We start from the raw sequence: 19,333 nt of genomic DNA, 5'->3' as shown, positions 1-19,333 counted from the left end.
ACACCCCACGTGACCACGCCTGCCGACATCGCTTCCCCCCGTGAAGGTCAAAGAGCCGGGGTACAAGACCCGCAGCCTTCCAACGGAAGCACCTTACGTACAGGTGGGGGCCTAATTCTCACCTCGGGCCCCGACTGTAGGCGGGCTCACGTGCAAGCTTGGCTCTGCTTGCTGCGAGCCGTATGCCGCCGAGCCGCCGCGCAGCTGATCGCCTCGCCCCCGCTGCCCATGACGGCCGTCGCAACGGGCTGCGGGTTCGGCAGCCCGGAGGCACTGCGCCAGGCGCTCTCCAGGCGTTACGGCATCTCGCCCTCGCGCTACCGGGCGACCGCACGTCGGCCCGATCAGGGGCTATCGCCCTGAAGCTTGTGGCCAAGCCGGGACCGGACACGCCCGTCCTTGGCGACCACCACGTCCTCAACGTCGTCGCGAGGAATTCCCCGAGCCGAACTTGCCCTGAGGGTCACGCACCGCGAAGAGACGGCCGCCGACAGACCGTCTCGCGGCTACCTCCGACCCTGTGCAGCAATTCGCCTCCGGTCGACTTGATCGGATACCGCCAGATCATTCGATCAGGCCTGCCTCGATCACCATCCGGACGAGGCTACAAGAGCGAGGCGAGCTCCCTTTCGACACCCGGCGCGGGGCCACAGGCGAAGGACGTCTGCGTGTCCGTCGTGGCATGCAGTTTACCGGAGCCCGCAGTAGATCGAATGATGCGAACGCCAGGGGGCCAAGCAGTTGCAGAACGACGACATACCGCTGGTACCGGACGCGGCGTGGCTGGAGCACCGTCTGGGCGAGGGCTCGCTCTGGCGGCCCAATGAGGCCGCTCTGACAGCCGAGTCGACAGATGCCGGGTCGAGGGAGTTCTTGCTCACGGTCGGCTTTCCCGCCGTACACCTCGGCATCGTGGGGATCGACACAAGGCACCTGCGGGGCGAGGCGGAATGGAACCGTTCGATGCCGACGAGATCTACGGCAGACGCTATCCCGACGACGAGTCCCCGCCCACCAACTTCTGCTTCCCCGTGGCTTGGCGCGGCGACCAGCACCTGATGCTCGACGCGGCGGACGGCAGCATCACCCACTACGACCACAACGGCTGGGACCACGGGGCCGGGTGGAAGGGGCCCGCAGCCGAGAACCTTCCAACGCTGGCTCTCCTCCTCGGACTGATCGCAGACTCGTGCAACGCCCTGGAATCAACCGACGACGCTGTACGCAGGGCCACCCTCACAGATCTGCGCGAGCTCATTGTCGACTGGGAGCCGTATGCGGACGACTCGGCCTTCTGGTCCAGCGTCTTCAAGTCTCTGGGCTGATGCCAGCTTCGGCTGCGCCGACGGTGTACGCGCCCTCGCGAACAGCACTCTCGCCGAGAAAGCGGCCGGTGCTGAGTGTCAGTGCCCGTTGATAACGTGCTTCGTCCAGTCGTGAAGTCGATGAAGGGAAGCGGTACGTGCGCAATGTGACATGCCATCAGGTCAGCGAGCAGCGGTTGGCCGAGGCGCTCGACGACATCGAGGGGCGGGCCTACTCGCGGTGGCACTCGCTGCGGTACGGCAGCATCTCGCCGACGCTGATCCGGGCCATGGCGGACGAACTGCTCGACCATGTCGCCGCGCGAACGGTGACGGAGCCGGGGCTCGACGCTGCGGCCGGCACGGTCGCCGTCACCGCCGCGGAGTGTGTGAAAGGAGTGCTGAGCATCATGTGCTTCCCGGACGGGGACCAGGAACTCCAGTTCTCCCTCGTCGGGGAGCGGATCAGCACGGACCCGGACGACGACGAGTTCGGGGACGGGCCCATCACCTTCCGGGACGTCGTCCAGGAGGCGCCCACCGCGCGGACCTGGCTCGACATGTTCGAGATGTGTGTTGTCAGCGGGCATGTGTGGGACTGGGAGGGGGTCACCGGGCTGCTGCTGCGCGGCGACTACGCGCCCGCCATCCGTGACGGCGTGCCCTACAACCGGTACACCTCCGTCTCCGACCCCGCCGACCTCGCCGCCATGGACGCCCTGTGCCCCTATCTCACCGAGGCGGCCGGGCATCTGCCCCGCGACTGGCCTACGGTTCCGCTGCGCAAGCCGGACGCCGGGGAGCGCGCGGAGGCCGCCCGGCGGCTCGACGAGGTCGGCGACTCGCTGAGCGCTGACCAGCGGCTGCTCCGCGTACTCCTCGACGACGACCAGGACACCTTCGAGGACGCCCTCGTCGCCCGGCTGGTCGCGTACCGAGAGAGCGTCGAGGCCGATGCCGGTGATCCCGCGCCCCGGTCCCTCCTCCCCCTCGGCACCCTCGCCCTGGCCTGCCTCGCCGTCCAGGTCCATGGGTGGGAACTCGGTGTCCGGTCCGGGTATCTGCCGTACGGTCTGCTGAGATCGCCGGACGCGCCGCGCCTGGCGGCGGAGGGGAACCGGAACACCTTGGGCTGCTGGGCCGCCAAGTAGGCCACCCGGGGTGCGGGAGGGGGCCTGGCCCGACATCCAGGACATCGCCGTGGAGACGGACTCGTCCCAAGCTTTGCAGTCGTTGCGATTCCGGCGAGCGGCCGGCCGACCAGGCGGGTGTCGGCGTCGACGGCGACCTGGTGGTTGGTGGAGTACCTGCAGTTCTTCGACCGCTCGGCGATGGTGTGGTCGCGGGTGGGGACCAGCGTCCCGTCCACGATGAGCACGGTGTCCTTGGCGAACCGCTTGCGGGGCTGGATCGCGAGCATCGGCCCGAGGTAATCGATGATGCGGTGCGCCGCCGACTTGGACACCACGAACAGCGGGGCGAGTTGCCGCATTGTGAGGTTCGTGCGCCAGTACGCGGCCACCAGCAGTGCTCGCTCCTCCAGCGGAAGGCTCCACGGCCGGCCCCTGCGGACCGCGTCCGCACCCTCGCGCCGCAGCACCGTCACCAGCTTGGCGAAAGCGCGCGGGCTCAGCCCGGTGAACGGGGCTATCCAGGACGGCTCCGACGCCGTGTTCACACCAGCCACATAAAGATCATCCAGTTGCCGACGCTGCCCCATGTCCTCGATCCTGTGTGCTCGGCAAGCAGGGAGGGCGCATGGGGCTGGTTCTTTTCCCGGGCGACGGAGACAACAGCAGTCCGCATGTCTCCTGGTCCTACAGCGGCTTTGCCGCGTTCCGGCGGCGTCTGGCCGAGACCGAGGGGTTCGTCCTCTCAGAGATGCGAGGCTTCGGCGGCGAGCGCCCGTGGAGCGACGTGTCCACAGCTCTGGAGACACTCCTCGATCATCCGGATGACGGCGGTGACGACCTCTCGCCTGCCGAGTGCGCATCGATCCTGGTCCGGCTTGAGGCCATCACCGACCAGTGGGCTGGACAGGGCGGCGACCAACTCCTCAACCAGCACACCGAGGACGCCCGCCAGCTGGCGGGCGTCCTCCGGCTCTGCATCGAGAAGGACGTCCCGCTGAGCTTCCTCTGAAGCCCGACCGCCCACTTACGGGACAACTCTTTGAGAGTCTTACCCCGCAACACAATTGCCTGGGATACCCGGCCGCCGGCCGCCGTCATCTGATCCCCCCAGGTGCTTAGCCAGGTTGGTGTGCTGTCCAACCTGTCCAAAGTGAGTGATCGCTCAACGAGACGGTGGATTCCCGCCCGTATACCCCCACGCCCGTGCGGTTGCCCCCATTCTGCGACGCGAGGAGACTGGTGAGAAAGGGGGTTTGTATCAACGGGGTGGCTTTCCCTCTCGGGCCGCGTCCTGTCGCCGTGACGTATCCGGCCGGGACAACTACGCCCCTCAGTTCAGCCACGCCCACGAGAAGAGGCGAGTGCGATGTCGCGCCAGTACTACCAACGTGGCAATCTCGTCGAGGCGGAGGAACTCGACGATGTTGTCGCGGTGAAAGTGGAGACGGGCGGTGTCAGGGCCGCCGTCGACGCGGAGGCCGAGCTGGGCACGAGCGCACGGGGAGCCATGCGCGACGCGGGAATCGACGACGAGACCGCCGCCGCCTTCGCCCGCGCGCACTGGGTGTTCGTCAGACCGAACCGGCAGACCCGAGCGGCGGTCGACGTAGGCGAGGAAATCTCCGGGGCGGAGGCGGCGGGCAAGGTCATCCGGCGGCCCAGCGGCAGGATCGGTATCGCGACCGACGCGCTGAACGTCCAACTGCAGCCGTCGCTCTCCGAGGAGGAGGCCGAGCGCGAGATCGAGGCGGCCGGCCTGGCTGTCGTCAACAAACTCGGCTTCGCGACGAACCTGTACGAGGTGCGGGCCAGGGCGGCCGAGGACGCCCTCGCGGCCTCCGTGGAGCTGCACGACAACGACCGTTTCATCTTCGCCGAACCGTCGTTCATCGAGCACGTCCCGACCCGGCTCCAGCCCTCGGACCCCGAGTACCCCAAGCAGTGGCAGTGGAACAACACCGGCACCAATGGCGGTAAGCCGCGCGCCGACGTCCACATCGAGAAGGCGTGGGACCACACTCTCGGGGACGGCATTTGCGTCGCCGTCATCGACAACGGCTTCGACGTACAGCACCAGGATCTCTCCAGTGGACTGGACCCGAGCTCGGGCTTCTACAGCAGCGGCGTGGTAGGCACGACATTCACCCAGAACACCGCGGGCATGCCCGACGAGGACCACGGCACCTTCTGCGCCGGAATGGTCGGCGGTCGGCACAACGGCAGCGGCGGGGTCGGTGCGGCCCCCGAGTGTGAGCTCATGCTGGTGGCGTGCCTGGGAGACCAGGTCGGCACGCAGACGACCCTGGCCCGTGCCGTGGCGTACGCCGCCGACCCCTCGGCCGAGCCCGGAATCGGCGCACAGCAAGGCGCGGACATCCTGGTCAGCAGCCTGGGCCCGAACATTGCGGAGTGGGACCTGACCAACACACTGAAGCTGGCCCTCGAATTCGCCGCCGCCAACGGACGCCAGGGCAAGGGGATGCCGATCTTCTGGGCGGCCAGCAACGGCAGGAACGTCGACATCACGCTGGACGAGGTGGTCTCCCATCCGGATGTCATCGCCGTGGTCCGATCGAACAACAAGGACCGAGAGGACAACGCGGCCCGCGGCCCCGAGGTCGAACTGATCGCCCCCGGAGTCGACGTCTTCAGCGCGACGTCCGGAGGCGGCTTCGGCCAGAACACCGGCACCAGCTTCGCCGCTCCCTGCGCGGCCGGCTGCGCAGCACTGGCGCTGGCGGCCAACCCCGACCTGACCCGCGACCAGCTGCGCGAGATCATGCACCAGTCGGCCGACAAGGTCGGCGGCCCCGGTGTCGTTTACGACGGCAACGGCCACAACGACGACTACGGCTTCGGCAGGGTGAACGCTGCCCAGGCCATCGCGCTCGCCCAACTGGTAGCGGGGCGGACGCCACCACCGGCTCCAGCGGGACAGCCGACGCGATGAGCGACACGGGCGGCACGGACGAGGTCCCCGCGGTCTACCGCTGCCACGTCGTGGCCGAGGACGCCGAAGCACTGCGGAAGTTCATCGAAGAGACCCGGCCCGACACCGGCTGCCGCCCCGTGGTTCGGGAGACTGCGGCCGGCCTCGGCCTCGACCTCTACTTCCGCCAGGACCAACTCGACTCGGCCAGATCCGCCAGGTCGGCACCACAGGTGAACATCACTGCGGTCGAGAACATCACGGAGAACTGGCACGCCAGGAAGCAGGAGGTCGGCGAGGGTGACCGCTTCGCGGCCCGGGCTGCCTTGCCCAGAGGGCTCGGCCGCAAGGAGTGACACCGCGACCCGACAACCCGCGTCCGGACGGAGTGACCGTGTACCTCAACGTGGCCGAGATCGAATCGGCGATCAGCAACTTGCACGCCGTCTACCCGGGGACAACGAAGGTCCTCACCCCGCCCCACCCCACCCACGAAGGCCGCACGGCCCGCCTGCTGCGGATCGCGTCCCGGTCGGCCCACGACGTCGACGGTATTCTGATCTTGGGCGGAGTCCACGCCCGCGAATGGGTGCCGCCCGATGCGCTCATCTCACTCGCCGCGGACCTCCTGGAGGCGCACAGCCTGGGTACAGGCCTCGGCTACGGCTCGACGTCCTATACGGCCGCCCAGGTCACGCACGTCATCGACGGCCTCGACCTGTTCCTCTACCCGTGCGTGAACCCCGACGGCCGCACCTACAGCCAGACGGCCAACCCGATGTGGCGCAAGAACCGGCGCCCGGCACCGGCCGGACACGGTGGCCCGTCCTGCGCGGGCGTGGATCTCAACCGCAACTTCGACTTCCTCTGGGACCACACCGCGAAGTTCGCCTCCGATGCGGACGTCCACACCTCCGACAACCCCTGCGACCCGCAGACGTACCGGGGCCCGTCCGCCGCCTCGGAGCCCGAGACCCGCAACATCGTCTGGGCGCTCGACTCCCACCCGCGCATCCGCTGGCTCGTCGACGTCCACAGCGCCGTACCCGTCATCCTGCATAACTGGGGCTCGGATCGGAACCAGTCCACCAGCCCGAGCGACAACTTCCGCAACCCCGCCCTCGACACCGTACGCGGCCGCAAGGACGACGACATCGGCGAGTTCATCCCCCACCGGGACCTGAAGACCGCCGTCGAACTGGCTGAGCGCATGAACGACGCGGTACGCGGAGTGCGCGGTGTCGACTACGGGGTCGAGGCGGCGTACGGCCTCTACCCCACCTCCGGCACCAGCGACGACTACGCCTACAGCCGCCACTTCACCACCCCGACCGCCACCAAGGCCCTTGGCTACACGATCGAATGCGGCACCTCGTTCCAGCCCTCGTATCCGGAGGCCGAACACATCATCCGCGAGGTCTCAGCGGCGCTCCTGGCCCTTGCCCTCGACGTCCACTAGTACTCCAGCAGGACTTCGGCTTCTGACCAGCGGGTTGGGCGGCTGGAGTCAAGAAGCAGCTGCTGCGGCCCAGGCGGCAATAGATGCTCAGGCTCAGCAGCAGTACTGGAGTTAACGAGGAGCCAATTCTGTTGCGTCGCGCGGCCGTGACCGAGATCTCCTGATCTCTGCGCGGTCGGGGTTCGCATGTGGCTTGCCGCTGACGTCTCGCGGTACTGATGAGTGCCCTGTTGTGATCCTGAGCTGCACCTCTGCCTAGATCAGGGTTCGAACGGTGCTGGTTCGGAGACTAAGGGATTGCAGATCATCAAGGTGTTGCTTCCCGACCTGGGGCTCGTTGGTCTGGTATGCGCATCCCGGACGAGACCCGTGATCAACTCTCCGCGAAGTTCGCGGTGTTGTTCCCACATCTGGACGAGCGGCAGCGACGGCTGCTGATGGGAACCGAGGCCCGGCTGCTGGGGCATGGTGGCATCCGCGCTGTCGCTCGGGCGGCCCAGGTCAGCGAGACGACGGTCCGCAATGGCGTGTTCGAGCTGGAATCCGGAGAGGAGCCGTTGGGGCGGGTCCGGCGTCCCGGCGGAGGACGCAAACGGGTCGCCGATCTGGATCCGGGGCTGCGGCCGGCACTACTGGCGCTGGTCGAGCCCGAGGAGAGAGGCGACCCGATGTCGCCGCTGCGGTGGACGGTGAAATCGACTCGTACGCTCGCTGCGGAGCTGGCCCGGGCCGGGCACCGGATCAGCGCCGATACCGTGGGCGACCTGCTGCGGGAGGAAGGCTTCAGTCTTCAGGCCAACGCGAAGACGCTCGAGGGCAGTCAGCATCCGGACCGCGACGCCCAGTTCCGCTACCTCAACGAGCAGGCCCGCAACTACCGGGACGCTGGCCAGCCGGTCATCAGCGTGGACACCAAGAAGAAGGAGCTCGTCGGCGACTTCAAGAACAGCGGCCGCCAGTGGCGTCCCGCCGGCGAGCCTGTCCCGGTCAACGTCCACGACTTCGCCGACCCGCAGCTGGGCAAAGCCGTCCCCTACGGGATTTACGATCTGACCGCGAACACCGGCTGGGTCAACGTCGGCACCGATCACGACACCGCCGCGTTCGCAGTGGAATCGATCCGCCGCTGGTGGCACGGCCAGGGCCAGGCTGCCTACCCGCGGGCGACACGGCTGCTGATCACCGCCGACGCCGGCGGATCCAACGGCTACCGCACCCGGTCCTGGAAGCTCGAGCTGGCCCAACTCGCATCTGAAACAGGACTGACGATCACCGTGTGCCACCTACCACCAGGCACATCGAAGTGGAACAAGATCGAGCACCGGCTCTTCTCGCACATCACCATGAACTGGAACGGCCGCCCGCTGACCAGCCACGAAGTCATCGTGCAGTCGATCGCCGCGACCACCACCCGCACCGGACTGCGTGTGAGAGCCGAACTCGACACCAACACCTACCCGACCGGAGTCCGCATCAAAGACACGGAGATGGCCGCCCTGCCGCTGACCCGGCACGCGTTCCAGGGCGCCTGGAACTATGCACTGCACCCCCACCCATCACCCGTAATTCCGGCGGCCCGGGCCCCGCAGACGCCGGATCCGGAGTGGGACCAGGCCTTGCTCTCCGATCCTGCACTGACCGGGATGACCCGCCAGCAACTGAACGACCTCACCGAGACCCTGGCCCCGGATGGGGATACCCGGCGCGGTCGGCCGCCTCGGCTGGCCTTCGCCGACCAGATCCTGGCCACCGTGCTCCACCTGGGGGACGCCCTGGCCGCGGAACCCCTCGCCGTGCTGTTCGGCACCAGCCGCACCGCGATGCACCGCACCCTCCTGAAGAACCGGCGACTGCTCGAGGCACACGGCATCACCATCCCACCGGCGGCAACCCCGCCCACGGCCCTCGCCGCCCTTCAGGACCGGGTCCAGGCACAGACCAACGAGGACAACAAGATCAAAACAACGTGTTAATGATCTGCAATCCCTAAGGGCTGTCCCATAACTGGCTGTTGAGGATGGCCGGGACAAGGTGGGCTGATCGCCGGTGGGTCGGGGCTATGCGGCCTGGAGAAGGTTGTGGAGGCGGGCGATGCCTAGCATGGCGTGCTGGACGCCGTCGCCCTTGAACCGGCCAGAGCGCAGCGTCCACTCCCTCCCCGTCCGCGACGATCCGCCAAGCCGGTGCGGCTCTTCTCTATAGCAACCCGCCGCAGGCCTTGACGGACGAGATCTGGCGTCGTGCCATGAGAGGACACACCGCGACGGGGGATGACACGATGGCGGCAGAGGGACACGACGGACCCAGTGGCGAGCCCGAGAGCCACAATGAGGTCCCGCAGAGCAGCGCTCCGAAAACCCCACCTGGCAATGACTTCGCCCATGTAGCTTGGATCATACTGGCTCTCATCATCTTCGGGATGATCTTGAGCGCGGCATCAGGCGATTGCTCTCCTAACTGCGACACCAACACGCCCCTGTGGCACTGATCACCGAGCTGCCCGCGAACCTGGCCGCCGCCGCGCTGGTCGCCACCACCAACTCGCTGCTGCGGCGCCATCGCCGGGGCGTTGCGGTCGACGAAGCGGTCGGCAGCCGACTTCGACACTCCGGACAGCGGCGCCAACTGCCGCAGCAGAGGTTGGCCCTCCAGTAGCGGCGACCAGCAGGACCCGGTCCTCCAGCGGCAGACCTCAAGGCCGACCCTTGCGGACCGAACCTGCACCTTCCCACCGCAGCGTGGTGGACAACTCGCTGAACTGCCTCGGACACACGCGGTGAACGGGGCCGCTGGTCGCGGGTGAGATGATCTTGCTGTGGCTGGTGTGCTCACGGCGTCAGAGCCGTCCTGGATAGCCCCGTTCACCGGGCTGAGCCCGCGTGACTTCCGCAAGCTGATGACGGTACTGCGCCGGGAGGGTGCTGACGCGGTGCGCCGCCCGGGGCCGGCCCTGAAGCCTCCCGCTGGAGGACCGAGTTCTGCTCGTCGCCGCCTACTGACGCACGTACCTGACCCTGCGCCAGATGGCCCCTTGTTCGGGGTGTCTAAATCGGCGGCCGACCACATCATCCACCACATCGGCCCGCTGCTCGCGCTCAAGCCCCGGCGACGCTTCGCCAAGGGCACCGTTCCGATCGTCGACGGCACCCTCGTCCCCACCCGCGACCACGCCAGCGCGGAGAAGTCCAAGAACTACCGGTACTCCACCAATCATCAGGTCGTCATCGACGCCCACACCTGCCTGGTCGTGACGGTCGGCAAGCCCTTCCCCGGGAACCGCAACGACTGCAAGGCCTGGGCCGAGTCCGGCACCAAGGCCGCCGTCGGCAGGACTACCACCATCGCCGACGGCGGCTATCCGGGCACCACCCTCGTCATCCCGCACCGCCGCCTCCAAGACGGCAAACTCAGCGTCTGGCAGGCCGAACACAACCATGACCACAAGCTGGTCCGCGCCCGCGTCGAGCACGTCTTCGCCCGCATGAAGAACTGGAAGATCCCGCGCGACCGCCGCCTCAAAGGCTATGGCGTCCACCACGCCATGCTCAGCATCGCCCACCTCCACAACCTCGTCCAGGCCGCGTAGCAGCACCCGCCAACGGCCAGCCGGCCCTGCCCCGATCCTCCCAAAGATCGGGACAACCCTTAGCTGCAGCCGCTGGGAGAGTGATGCTCAGGGCCGCGGTCCGAGCCCGGTGACCTCCTGGTGGCACTGCTGACCGTCAGTGCCGTGAGGATCAGTCGCGGTGGGCTTCGCGGGAGGCCGACTGTCCGCTCCTGCGGGATTTCGGCGGGTGACTCGCCTGGTCCTGCAGGTGATCGCGGCCCAAGTGGTGAGCGCTTCCGATTGCTGGATGAGCCGTTCGTCGTCGCGTGCGGCGACGTCGGCACCGCCTACGGGGCAGCTGCGGCCTGAGCCGAGACGCGAAACCGGGCAGATAGCGGAGCTGGACAACGGGCAACGCGGCGCGAGCAACGGGCTTGTTCGCTCAACGATCGCGCTGACCATCCAGCGAACGGCAAAGGGCAGCGTGAGGCGCATGGGGTCATTGAGGTCAGGAGATCAAAGGGCGTATGACGCTTTGATCAAGGTTCCCCGGGGGACCTTGCTACCTACTCGTGCCCGTTAAGGCATCGCCCGCCCGATCATCGCCTTCGTCGGGCAGATCCTCGACCGAGGAGGACCGCGAGGACGTCTCCGACGTCCTGCGGGAGCTGGAGGCCACCGGCGTGAGTCAGGTGCTCGCTGCGCACCCCGCACCGGCCGGTGCGCACCCGGTGCCCCTGTTTATCGCGTGAAGCGCACCGGGGAGGCGGTGATGACCACCGCGCACGCATCGGGTGCGTACCACCGCTGGACAGGTCAACCGCACCGAGCGCACCTCCGCACCGAACCAGGGGCGCGCGAGGGCGGGTCCTCCATCACACACCCCCCTGACCACGGCTGAGCAAGCACGATTGGCAGTTACTTGCTCCGGCGACAATTCGACTGCGACAGGACGACGAGTTTGGAGGCCCTGCAGGCCCATCGCGGAAAGGGGCGTGCTGGCCCTGGACACAGACTCGCCTGGTTGGTGGCCGACGCCGCATCGTGATCCGCGTGACATCCCGCGGGGCTGGTGCCCCGGCCACGCCGGTGTGATGGTTTCTGCCACTCTCTACTGATCTTGAGGTCTGCCATGTCCAGCCTGCCTTTTGTCGCCCCCTTCATCGTGCTGGCCTCCATACTTTGGGCGATGCCGCCGCTCGCTTGTCCCCGACGGCGGCGGGCGGGCGTCATCATCGCCGTATCGCACCTCCTCGTGACGCTGGCGATCACACGCCCCTGGACCGAGGACTGGTACTGGCGCAGTGGAGCATGGCTAATTCTTGTTTTCGGGCAAGGCACTCTCGTTGCGCTGGGGCGGCTGGCCTTCGAACTCAGCGCGCTCGGTGCCCGTCGCCGTCGCGCCACGCCCCGCGCCCCCGGCAGCGAGGAGGCCGCTCTCCTGGGGGCGACGGAGCAGCGCTCAGCGCCCTGATCGCGGCCGGCCTGTGCTCCCGCTATATCCGCGCGTACCTAAATGCGTGACACTGTCGACGCGCCCGCGCCTACGTGCGGATGTCGTCGACATCTCCGAAGTCGCCCTGCGGCAGGCAAGCCGGGCGGCGAGCGCACGCGGGGGCGACGAGCCTCTGGTGCTCCACCGCCGAAAAGCCGCCGGCTTCAGCTCGCATAGGCCATTCGACCTGGTGATCAACGTCGGCGCCGCTCATTCCCTGCCACCCACCCACCACGACGGCCGGCGTGCCGGCGGTCACCGGTCTTCGCACCTCCTCCGCGGTAACCCATGGAGCGACTCGTCTTGGTCATGCGGCAAGAGTCGCGGCTGGGGACAAGCATGGGCGCGCATTGTCCGGGAACTAACAGAGGTTCCACTTCCTATGGCATGGGGACCACATGGCTGCTGACTGGCATGATGCAAACGCCGGCCTGTCGGCCGTCGTCAGCGTCGAACAGACCTGGCACTTCGACGGCACGCTGGCCGATGTGTCCGAGGCCCGCCACTGGGCGGGGGACTTCCTGTGCGGCCTTGCTCGCATGCACCCGCCCGCTGCGCCGCACGCGCACGCCGACGCGTTATTAGTGATCACCGAGCTGGCATCGAACGCGTTCACATACGCGCCCGGCCCTTTCGCCCTCAACCTGCAAGCCATGATGGCCGACACGCTGCACATTGCCATGACGGACACCAACCCCGCCCCACCCACTGCACGGCCCCGTGACCCCAGTGGCAACGGCGGTCTGGGCTGGCACCTCATCAACGCCCTCGCACACGAGACGATCACCGTTCCTGGCACCGGCGACATCGGAGGGAAAACCGTCCACGCCTTCCTCCCTTGGTAGCCAACGAAAGCGCTGCGGAAAGCGGGCACACCCATCGCTGCGCGGGAACCTCAGTCGCCACGATGTACGGACTTGAGTCCTCCCCAGGAGGGGAAGAACCGATCAACAGCCACTGACGGGAATCACCCGGCACCGTGTTTGCCGCGCCAGTCCAGGCAGACGACGGCGGCGTCGTGGGACAAGTCATGACTGCCGTGGTACTGAATCAATCCGTCGACGACGGCTCGCGAGGCCTCGTGAGGTGGTGAGGCGCGCGTAGCGGCGATGGTCTCGCGCAGGGCGATTTCGCCGAACAGCTTGCCGTCGGCCGACAGGGCGCTGTGTACGCCGCTGCTCACGATGATCAGGCGGTCTCCGGCCTGGCAGTGCAGAAGCTGCTCGTGGTAGTTCGTGTCCTCGAACATTCCGAGCGGCAACTGAGCTTCCAGTTCGACGTGGTCGACGATGCCACTGCGCAGACGGTAGAGCTGCGGTGAGCCCGCGTGGACCGCACTAACCTGACCGGTGGCCAGGTCAAAACTCAGGAGCAGGGTCGAGGAGTGCAAGGCCCCCCGGTACTCGCCGTAAACAGCCTGGTCTGCGAGATGTGCCTGGTCGGACAGGGAGATACCGGCGCGGCGGGCGTTGCGCAGGGCGCTGACGGTGAGGTTGGTCAACAGGGCAGCCTGGATGCCCTGCCCTTCGCCGTCGCAGACGGTGACAGTCAGATGATCGTCGGTGGTACTCCAGTCGAAGTTGTCTCCGCCGACCGCGTAGGCCGGCTCCAGGTGTGCTCCGAGTGTGTACTCCTGGCGGGTGAAGCCACGGCCCGGCAGCAGCTGCCACTGCATCTCCGCGGCCAGGGTCAGGCGTCGGCGTCGACGGGCTTGGAGGTAGAGGTCGGTATCGCGTTCGGCGGTCAGCAGTTCATGCCCCAACGCTGTGGCAAAGGCGGCGAGTTCCAGCACTCCGGGAGCCCCTGCCGCCGATTCCGGAAGGTGCACGGACAGGACCCCCAGGCGGTCTCCCCGTACGGTGACGGGCAGGTGCGTCGTGACCATGCCGGGCTCTCCGGTCACTTCCACGACAGCGGCCTGAGCCGAGAAAGCGCGACCGGCCGGGTGGTCACCGCGCGCGGGCACCGCCTCGCCCGTGCGCGGCAGGCGGGTGACCGGCTGCAGCACACTCAGGCCGTAGTCCGCCAGGAGCAGCGTCACAGCACGCGCGTCCACGTAGTCGGTAAGCAACGTGCCCGCTGCGGACAGCAAACTGGTGGGCGGCGCCGCCCGCAGAGCGCTCTCGGCCGCTCCAAGCCAACAACCGGACCGGCTGACCATGATCGGGGATCCCTCATTCGGCGTCGCAGTGCACCAGACGGCGTTCGTCTCGAGGCCGCGTGCCGCCCCAGTCCTGCCGAGCGAATCGCGGCTCTTACCCCTCATGTCTACGGCCACGAAACGCCCGCGCGACCGACGCCTGGCCAGTGCGTGCCCAGGATCCCCCGTACGGAGGGTCCTCCAGCCGCCGACGCGCCCGACCTCCCGGGAAGCGGTCGATGGGGACATGCAGGTTCTGCAAGCTGCACCGCCCGTTTCGCAAGTGGACCTAAGCTACCGCTGCGATATTGCGCGCTCCTGGGTAATGGGCGCGGGCTGTCTGCCGGTCGGGAAGGCCGGCGGCTTACCGATCCCAGCGGGCACCTTCTGCGTGACCGACGGCTTTCTCTCCATCGTGGGGCGTACGGATGCGACGGCATCGCCTCCGCGTCCTTCTTCGATGTCCCCGGACCTCATCCGCACGCCATCAGTGGCACACAGGCCGACATCGCCACGCTCACGATGGTCCGCGTTCTCCTCATGGCCCCCTACCGGCCGACTGCAATGTCAGGCATCGGCAAGGAGGGGGTCGTACAGGGTGCTCGTGCGGCGGCCTGACATGAAGGAGAGGAAGTCCCCCACGAAGGCGCTCTGACCGTAGAGTCCATCGGTGACGGTGAGGTCGCGGTGGAAAGCCGTGCGGAAAAGGGTTCGGTACTCGTCCGCATCAATGGTTCCGCTGCTGTCCTTGTCGGTGGCGTCGAAGAGAACCTCCGCCACGCGGATGAGCGCGGGTCCGGCGAGCGTGGGGACGGCGGCGGCGTACTCATCGGCGCTGACGCGGCCGTCGCCGTCGGTGTCGAGGGCGGCCTGGAGTTCGCGCCACCAGGCGGCGAAGGCGTCGTAGAGCCGGGTCTCCTCGGGTTCGTCCAGGTCGAGGCGGGTGGACAGTTCGCGGGCCATGGCGGCGAGGTCGGGCCAATCGATGTAGCCGTCACCGGTCTGGTCCAGCACACGGCGGAAGAACTCCTCCGACGAGCGTCGGTTCTCCTCTGCGTCCGCGGAAGGTGCCGGGTCCGGAGTGGCGTCGGCGTCGTCGGCCAGTGGTGTGAGGAGGCGCAGCAGGGCCGATGCCCGCTTCATGCGGGCGCGCAGGGCGGTCACGGTCCGGGCGCGGGGGTCGTCGCTGCCGGGCGAGAGCGAGAGGACTTCGATGATGCTTTCGGCGTTGATCCAGCCGGCGGGCAGGAAGCGGGCGAGTCCGGCGGCGAGGTAGGCGCCCTGCATGAGGGTCGGGGCCCCAGGCATCTCCGGCAGGCCGGCCCGGCGCCGGTACGGCTCGGGGAGCGAGGCGACGGTGATCGCGCCGAGGAGGGGACTGGCGACGGCTCGGCCGGCCGCCCACAGCGTCGGCGCGCCGTCGAGCAGCGCAGGTGCGGGCAGGTGGTCGAAGAGCCGGTAGAGGATGACGCGGGCCGCCTCGGTGTTCTCCAGCTCGTTTTCGACGACCCGGTCGAAGTACGGCCAGAAGTCGGCGACGTCTTCGGGGAGTTCTCGGGCGTCGCCTTCGAGGGTGGCGAGGAAGGCACGGTACTCGGCGTACATCCGCTCCATCGTGTCTTGCTCGAGCGGCTGACCGCTCAGCCGGCACATGGTGACCGCGCTTTCGAAGAGGGTGGCGACGACCCAGGCCCGGGTCGCGCGGTCCATCGCGTCGTAGGCGCGGCCGCGGGGGTCGGAGCCCTTCATGCGCGCGTGCAGCCGGTTGAGCCGGGCGGCCTCCCGTTCACGTTCCGCCAAGTCGGCGCTGAACATGCGCCGCATGCTGAGGAAGGTGTTGCGGAGTCGGCGCCAGGGGTGGGCGACGAAGGTCGAGTTGTCGACGAGGGCGGCGCCGATCTGCGGGTGAGCGGCCTCCAGCACGGTGGCGCGGATCATGGCCAGCGCCCAGCGCGGGTCGTCGAAGAAGGCGCTGAACCGCGATTCCGGCCCGAACAGGGGTGTCTCGTCAGCGGGTCGGGCGGTCCCGGTGGTCATGGGGGTCTCCGTTCGTCCGGGGCGGCACTCCGCCGAAGCGGCGGTCGCGGCGCCGGTAGGTATGCAGGCAGGCGAGGAAGTCGGGGGCTCGGAAGTCCGGCCAGAGCACCTCGGGGAAGACCCACTCGGCGTAAGCGACCTGCCAGAGCATGAAGTTCGAGATGCGCTGCTCGCCAGAGGTGCGGATGACGAGGTCCACGTCGGGGGTGTCGGGCAACGGCAGGTGATCCGCGAAGAGCCGCTCGGTCACCTCGTGAGCGGGCGTCCCGCTGCGAATCAGCGACCTGGTCGCCTCGACGATGTCCCGGCGCCCGCCGTGATCGAAGGCGACAGTCAGTGTCATCCCCCGGTTGTCGGCGGTCAGCGTCGCCAGGTCGTCGAAGTCTTGGGCCAGTGCCCGGGGGATGCGCGGGTCGGCGACCCCAAGGAAGCGGCAGCGGATGCCGCGGGCGAGCAGCAGCGGCGCGTGCTTGCGCACGACCCGGCGGACGAGGCGCATCAGATAGTCGACCTCGGTGCCGGGACGGTTCCAGTTCTCGGTGGAGAAGGCATACAGGCTGAGCCACTCGACGCCGGCGCCGCGGGCCGCCTCAATGATGTCGATGACGGTCGTCTCCGCGGCCCGATGGCCCGCCGTGCGTGGCAGCGAACGCCGCTGCGCCCATCGGCCGTTGCCGTCCATCACGCAGGCCACATGCCGCGGCACGGCACGCGTCGGCCCGTCGTCCCGTCGTTGGTCGTCGCCGCCCTGTCGCCCGCCCGGCTGGTCATCTGTCGCGGCGCGGGCACGCTGGACAGCGTGGTCCGTCACACCCAGCCCCGTCTCGCCCGGAGCGGTACGGTCGGCCCTACCGCGCTCGGTCACGCCCACCCCGTATCCCCCATACCCACGCCCCACTGGAGCGTTCCCTCCCACCAGTCTGAGGGCCCGTAGGCATACGGAGCGGCCAAACGGGTGGCTGCCACCCTTGGCTCGTATGCCCGATTCCCTCGCTTCGGCATGGGCATGGCTGTCGGCCCTTCGAACCATGTTCCTGTCGCGACAGTCACCGGGGTTTCATCTGGCCCGGCTGTTCGTCGGCCTGGGAGGCCTCTCGCTCGTTCGAGTCCTGTGTGTGTGGGTGCTCGGCTTGCCCTCGGCTCCACACCGCTGCCGACTCAACCGGCCTCCCGAACGGGGAGCAGCCGGCAGTCGGCCCTCGCGGGCCTTCACGTGCGACGGCAAGAGGTACTACGTTGCCGTTGTGGTCAATGACGCGGTTCCGCAGAAGGACTGTAGGTGGGTTGTCCTCGTGGAGGCAGAGACCTGCCCCGGTTACGAGGACCACCGTTGGCAGCTCGTCACGACGCGCGCTGTCCCGGAAGGAGGCCGTGCAGCAGCCGACGGGCTCGCGTGCACGATCGCCATGGAGTACGTCCCCAAAGGGGTCAGCGTGGGCCCGGGAGACACACCCGCGCGCAAGGTGTTCCGAGCCGCTGACAGCTCGTGGCTTGTTGAGGTCCAGGGAAATGATCACAAGAGGACCTTGTGCCGCATCACCGTGGCCGAGCTGGTGCGTGAGCGGAAATACGTGCACGCCCAGGAAACCCTCGTTGACCGCAGGCGCCGGCTGTTGGGTTAGATCCTGACGGACCGGTCCGCAGCTGAGCGCCCCGGTGCACGTTGACGGCTTCCCTGCTGCGCGGTGAAGGCGGGTTGGCCGCCCCTGCGGATGCCCTCTCACTGCGCATGCGGGCGCGTTCGCGGCGCTGCGCGTCCGGCGCGGCGCAGCATCTCCTGCGCACGCGGTCTCCCGACCGCTGGACGAGCGCCGGCTCCGAACACAGCGGCGACCGCGGCAAGGCGCACATCAACCTCCTCCCCCTCCATGTGCACCGTCAGCGACACCGACCGACTGTTCCACGAAACTGGGGAGGGCGCCGGGCCACCGATACCTCAAGGGCCCACAGCACGGGCGCTGGACTTCACTGTGCTGGACCACGCGGTCGCCGTCGACGTCAACCCGGTCAACGACAGGTAGGCGCACTGCCGCGCAGCGACCCCTGCCAGTGCGCAGTGTCGTGGGCAGTGCACCGGGTGACGGCGTTCTGCCTGGCGCTGGAGACCTCACGGATGAATAGCGGCAACCTGAGAGGGGCAGAGTCCTGGGTCAGCCCCCGTTCGATGACGTGACGATCCATTGGGGTCAGATCGAAGTCAGCTGCCGGCCTGCGCAGACGAGTCGCGGGCAGAGTGACTGTTCATGGGGAGGAGGGCAAACGGCAAGCTGGGCGGGGCCTCGTGGTTGCCCCTCCTCAGCTTCCTTGAGATCAAGCGTTGGTCACCTTCTGATGATCGGCAAGAGAGTCGACATCCTCCATGAAGCTCAGCATTCGGGAGTTGACCAGCTCGGGGTGGTCCATCTGCGGTCCGTGACCGGTCTGAGCGATGATCTCGGCGCGGGCGCCGGGGATCAGGCGCGGGACGCGTTCCACTTGGCGCTTGGGGTTCAGGAGCAGGCTGCGCTTGCCCAGGACGAGGTAGAGCGGGGTGCGAATGCTCCGCAGCGCGTCCTCGGCGAGCGGCAGCGGTGCGGGGCGGCGGACGCGGAAGGCTCGGACGCCGGCCTGGACCCACGTGCGCAGTTCGGGTACGACGAGTACCGGCTGCTCCAGCCAGGCGGCGAGCCGCGGACGCAGCACTTTGGGGGCGAAGCTGGCGAAGAGGCTGATGAAGACCCAGGTGAAGAAGCGCAGACCGACCTTCTCCAGGCCGCCGGGGTCGAGGAGGGTGACGGAGGCCAACCTGCTGGGGCGGCGGTGGGCCTGGTTGAGTACCAGCCAGCCGCCGTACGAGGCTCCGACGAGGTGTACCTGGTCGAGGTTGAGGGCGTCGAGGGCTTCGTCGAGCCATTGGGCGGCGCGCTCGGGCTGCCACATGGGCTGTCGGTGGATGCTGCGGCCGGCGTCGCCGGGGGTGTCGAGCGCGTACACGGGGCGTTCGGCGCTGAGGTCGGGGGTGTTGGGGTACCACTGGGCGGAGCAGAATCCGGCGCCATGGATGAGGACGACCGGTGTGCGGGATTCGGCAGCGGGGTCGTCGGGGCCGTAGCGGTAGACGTGGGTGGTGCCGAAGGTGGTCTCTACGTCCGTTTCGTAGCGTGCGGGTGCGCCCATCGCGTAGACGGCCTCGCAGGCCGCGAAGTACCGGTCGCGCAGAGTGTCGTTGACGTAGCGGCCTATGTCACGTCGCACTCGGGTCGTCTTCTGGGGCACGGGTACCTCCGGTAGTTCGGATCTTTGTTATACG

At 68.1% G+C, this 19,333-nt stretch carries 16 protein-coding genes and 5 pseudogenes; 12 read left to right on the top strand and 9 right to left on the bottom strand.

What is annotated here, in order from left to right:
• The first annotated feature begins 9 nt into the window (after positions 1–9).
• From ACWGH0_RS13380 to ACWGH0_RS13370, 3 genes are all read left to right on the top strand, one after another.
• On the top strand, positions 10–363 hold the full coding sequence (locus ACWGH0_RS13380) for a helix-turn-helix domain-containing protein (protein WP_453404294.1): 354 nt from the start codon (positions 10–12) through the stop codon (positions 361–363).
• Between the two features lie 587 nt (positions 364–950).
• The gene (locus tag ACWGH0_RS13375; RefSeq protein WP_453404293.1) at positions 951–1,325 is read left to right on the top strand and encodes a hypothetical protein; all 375 of its coding nucleotides are present in this window, start codon (positions 951–953) and stop codon (positions 1,323–1,325) included.
• 137 nt (positions 1,326–1,462) lie between these two features.
• The gene (locus tag ACWGH0_RS13370) at positions 1,463–2,455 is read left to right on the top strand and encodes an immunity 49 family protein (RefSeq protein ID WP_453404292.1); all 993 of its coding nucleotides are present in this window, start codon (positions 1,463–1,465) and stop codon (positions 2,453–2,455) included.
• Here ACWGH0_RS13370 and ACWGH0_RS13365 read toward each other — a convergent pair.
• Positions 2,405–2,991, bottom strand: a pseudogene (locus tag ACWGH0_RS13365) (transposase family protein); the annotation flags it as partial. The gene ACWGH0_RS13370 and the pseudogene ACWGH0_RS13365 sit on opposite strands and share 51 nt — an antisense overlap.
• Before the next feature lie 71 nt (positions 2,992–3,062).
• On the opposite strand from ACWGH0_RS13365, the gene ACWGH0_RS13360 reads away from it, so the two are divergent.
• The 5 genes from ACWGH0_RS13360 to ACWGH0_RS13340 all read left to right on the top strand — a co-directional run bounded on the left by ACWGH0_RS13360 (position 3,063) and on the right by ACWGH0_RS13340 (position 8,798).
• On the top strand, positions 3,063–3,446 hold the full coding sequence (locus tag ACWGH0_RS13360; protein ID WP_453404291.1) for a hypothetical protein: 384 nt from the start codon (positions 3,063–3,065) through the stop codon (positions 3,444–3,446).
• A 357-nt stretch (positions 3,447–3,803) separates the two neighbouring features.
• Complete coding sequence (locus ACWGH0_RS13355; protein WP_453404290.1) at positions 3,804–5,387, top strand: S8 family peptidase; 1,584 nt, start codon at positions 3,804–3,806, stop codon at positions 5,385–5,387.
• Complete coding sequence (locus ACWGH0_RS13350) at positions 5,384–5,722, top strand: hypothetical protein (RefSeq protein WP_453404289.1); 339 nt, start codon at positions 5,384–5,386, stop codon at positions 5,720–5,722. Before ACWGH0_RS13355 ends, ACWGH0_RS13350 begins: the two co-directional genes overlap by 4 nt.
• A gap of 38 nt (positions 5,723–5,760) precedes the next feature.
• On the top strand, positions 5,761–6,825 hold the full coding sequence (locus tag ACWGH0_RS13345) for a M14 family metallopeptidase (protein WP_453404288.1): 1,065 nt from the start codon (positions 5,761–5,763) through the stop codon (positions 6,823–6,825).
• Between the two features lie 347 nt (positions 6,826–7,172).
• The gene (locus ACWGH0_RS13340) at positions 7,173–8,798 is read left to right on the top strand and encodes an ISAzo13 family transposase (protein ID WP_453404287.1); all 1,626 of its coding nucleotides are present in this window, start codon (positions 7,173–7,175) and stop codon (positions 8,796–8,798) included.
• An 84-nt stretch (positions 8,799–8,882) separates the two neighbouring features.
• Here the strand turns inward: ACWGH0_RS13340 and ACWGH0_RS13335 are convergent.
• A pseudogene (locus ACWGH0_RS13335) lies at positions 8,883–8,975 on the bottom strand (IS5/IS1182 family transposase); the annotation flags it as partial.
• 429 nt (positions 8,976–9,404) lie between these two features.
• Positions 9,405–9,634: pseudogene (locus ACWGH0_RS13330) on the bottom strand (transposase family protein); the annotation flags it as partial.
• A gap of 6 nt (positions 9,635–9,640) precedes the next feature.
• Between ACWGH0_RS13330 and ACWGH0_RS13325 the strand changes: the two are divergent.
• Positions 9,641–10,411, top strand: a pseudogene (locus tag ACWGH0_RS13325) (transposase).
• 168 nt (positions 10,412–10,579) lie between these two features.
• Here ACWGH0_RS13325 and ACWGH0_RS13320 read toward each other — a convergent pair.
• A pseudogene (locus ACWGH0_RS13320) lies at positions 10,580–10,702 on the bottom strand (IS5-like element IS4811 family transposase); the annotation flags it as partial.
• 859 nt (positions 10,703–11,561) lie between these two features.
• On the opposite strand from ACWGH0_RS13320, the gene ACWGH0_RS13315 reads away from it, so the two are divergent.
• Entirely contained in the window at positions 11,562–11,846 is a 285-nt protein-coding gene (locus ACWGH0_RS13315) for a hypothetical protein (protein WP_453404286.1), read from the top strand.
• Positions 11,847–11,916: 70 nt separating this feature from the next.
• Here the strand turns inward: ACWGH0_RS13315 and ACWGH0_RS13310 are convergent, their stop codons facing one another.
• Entirely contained in the window at positions 11,917–12,126 is a 210-nt protein-coding gene (locus tag ACWGH0_RS13310) for a hypothetical protein (RefSeq protein WP_453404285.1), read from the bottom strand.
• A gap of 139 nt (positions 12,127–12,265) precedes the next feature.
• Between ACWGH0_RS13310 and ACWGH0_RS13305 the strand changes: the two genes are divergently transcribed.
• Entirely contained in the window at positions 12,266–12,712 is a 447-nt protein-coding gene (locus ACWGH0_RS13305) for an ATP-binding protein (RefSeq protein ID WP_453404284.1), read from the top strand.
• A gap of 122 nt (positions 12,713–12,834) precedes the next feature.
• Here ACWGH0_RS13305 and ACWGH0_RS13300 read toward each other — a convergent pair whose 3' ends face one another.
• From ACWGH0_RS13300 to uppS, 3 genes are all read right to left on the bottom strand, one after another.
• The gene (locus ACWGH0_RS13300; RefSeq protein WP_453404283.1) at positions 12,835–14,028 is read right to left on the bottom strand and encodes a PP2C family protein-serine/threonine phosphatase; all 1,194 of its coding nucleotides are present in this window, start codon (positions 14,026–14,028) and stop codon (positions 12,835–12,837) included.
• 546 nt (positions 14,029–14,574) lie between these two features.
• Positions 14,575–16,044 carry an oxygenase MpaB family protein gene (locus ACWGH0_RS13295; RefSeq protein ID WP_453404282.1) on the bottom strand — a complete coding sequence of 490 codons (1,470 nt, stop codon included), beginning with the start codon at positions 16,042–16,044 and terminating at the stop codon, positions 14,575–14,577.
• Entirely contained in the window at positions 16,016–16,909 is an 894-nt protein-coding gene (gene uppS / locus ACWGH0_RS13290; RefSeq protein ID WP_453404281.1) for a polyprenyl diphosphate synthase, read from the bottom strand. The genes ACWGH0_RS13295 and uppS overlap by 29 nt, the downstream gene beginning before the upstream one ends.
• Before the next feature lie 379 nt (positions 16,910–17,288).
• Between uppS and ACWGH0_RS13285 the strand changes: the two genes are divergently transcribed.
• Positions 17,289–17,666 carry a hypothetical protein gene (locus ACWGH0_RS13285; protein ID WP_453404280.1) on the top strand — a complete coding sequence of 126 codons (378 nt, stop codon included), beginning with the start codon at positions 17,289–17,291 and terminating at the stop codon, positions 17,664–17,666.
• 688 nt (positions 17,667–18,354) lie between these two features.
• Here ACWGH0_RS13285 and ACWGH0_RS13280 read toward each other — a convergent pair.
• Positions 18,355–19,299: an alpha/beta fold hydrolase gene (locus ACWGH0_RS13280; protein ID WP_453404279.1), complete on the bottom strand. Its 945-nt coding sequence runs from the start codon at positions 19,297–19,299 to the stop codon at positions 18,355–18,357.
• Positions 19,300–19,333: the final 34 nt, after the last annotated feature.

Source organism: Streptomyces sp. NPDC054887, from assembly GCF_053610585.1.
This window is presented reverse-complemented; position numbering and strand designations above follow the sequence as displayed.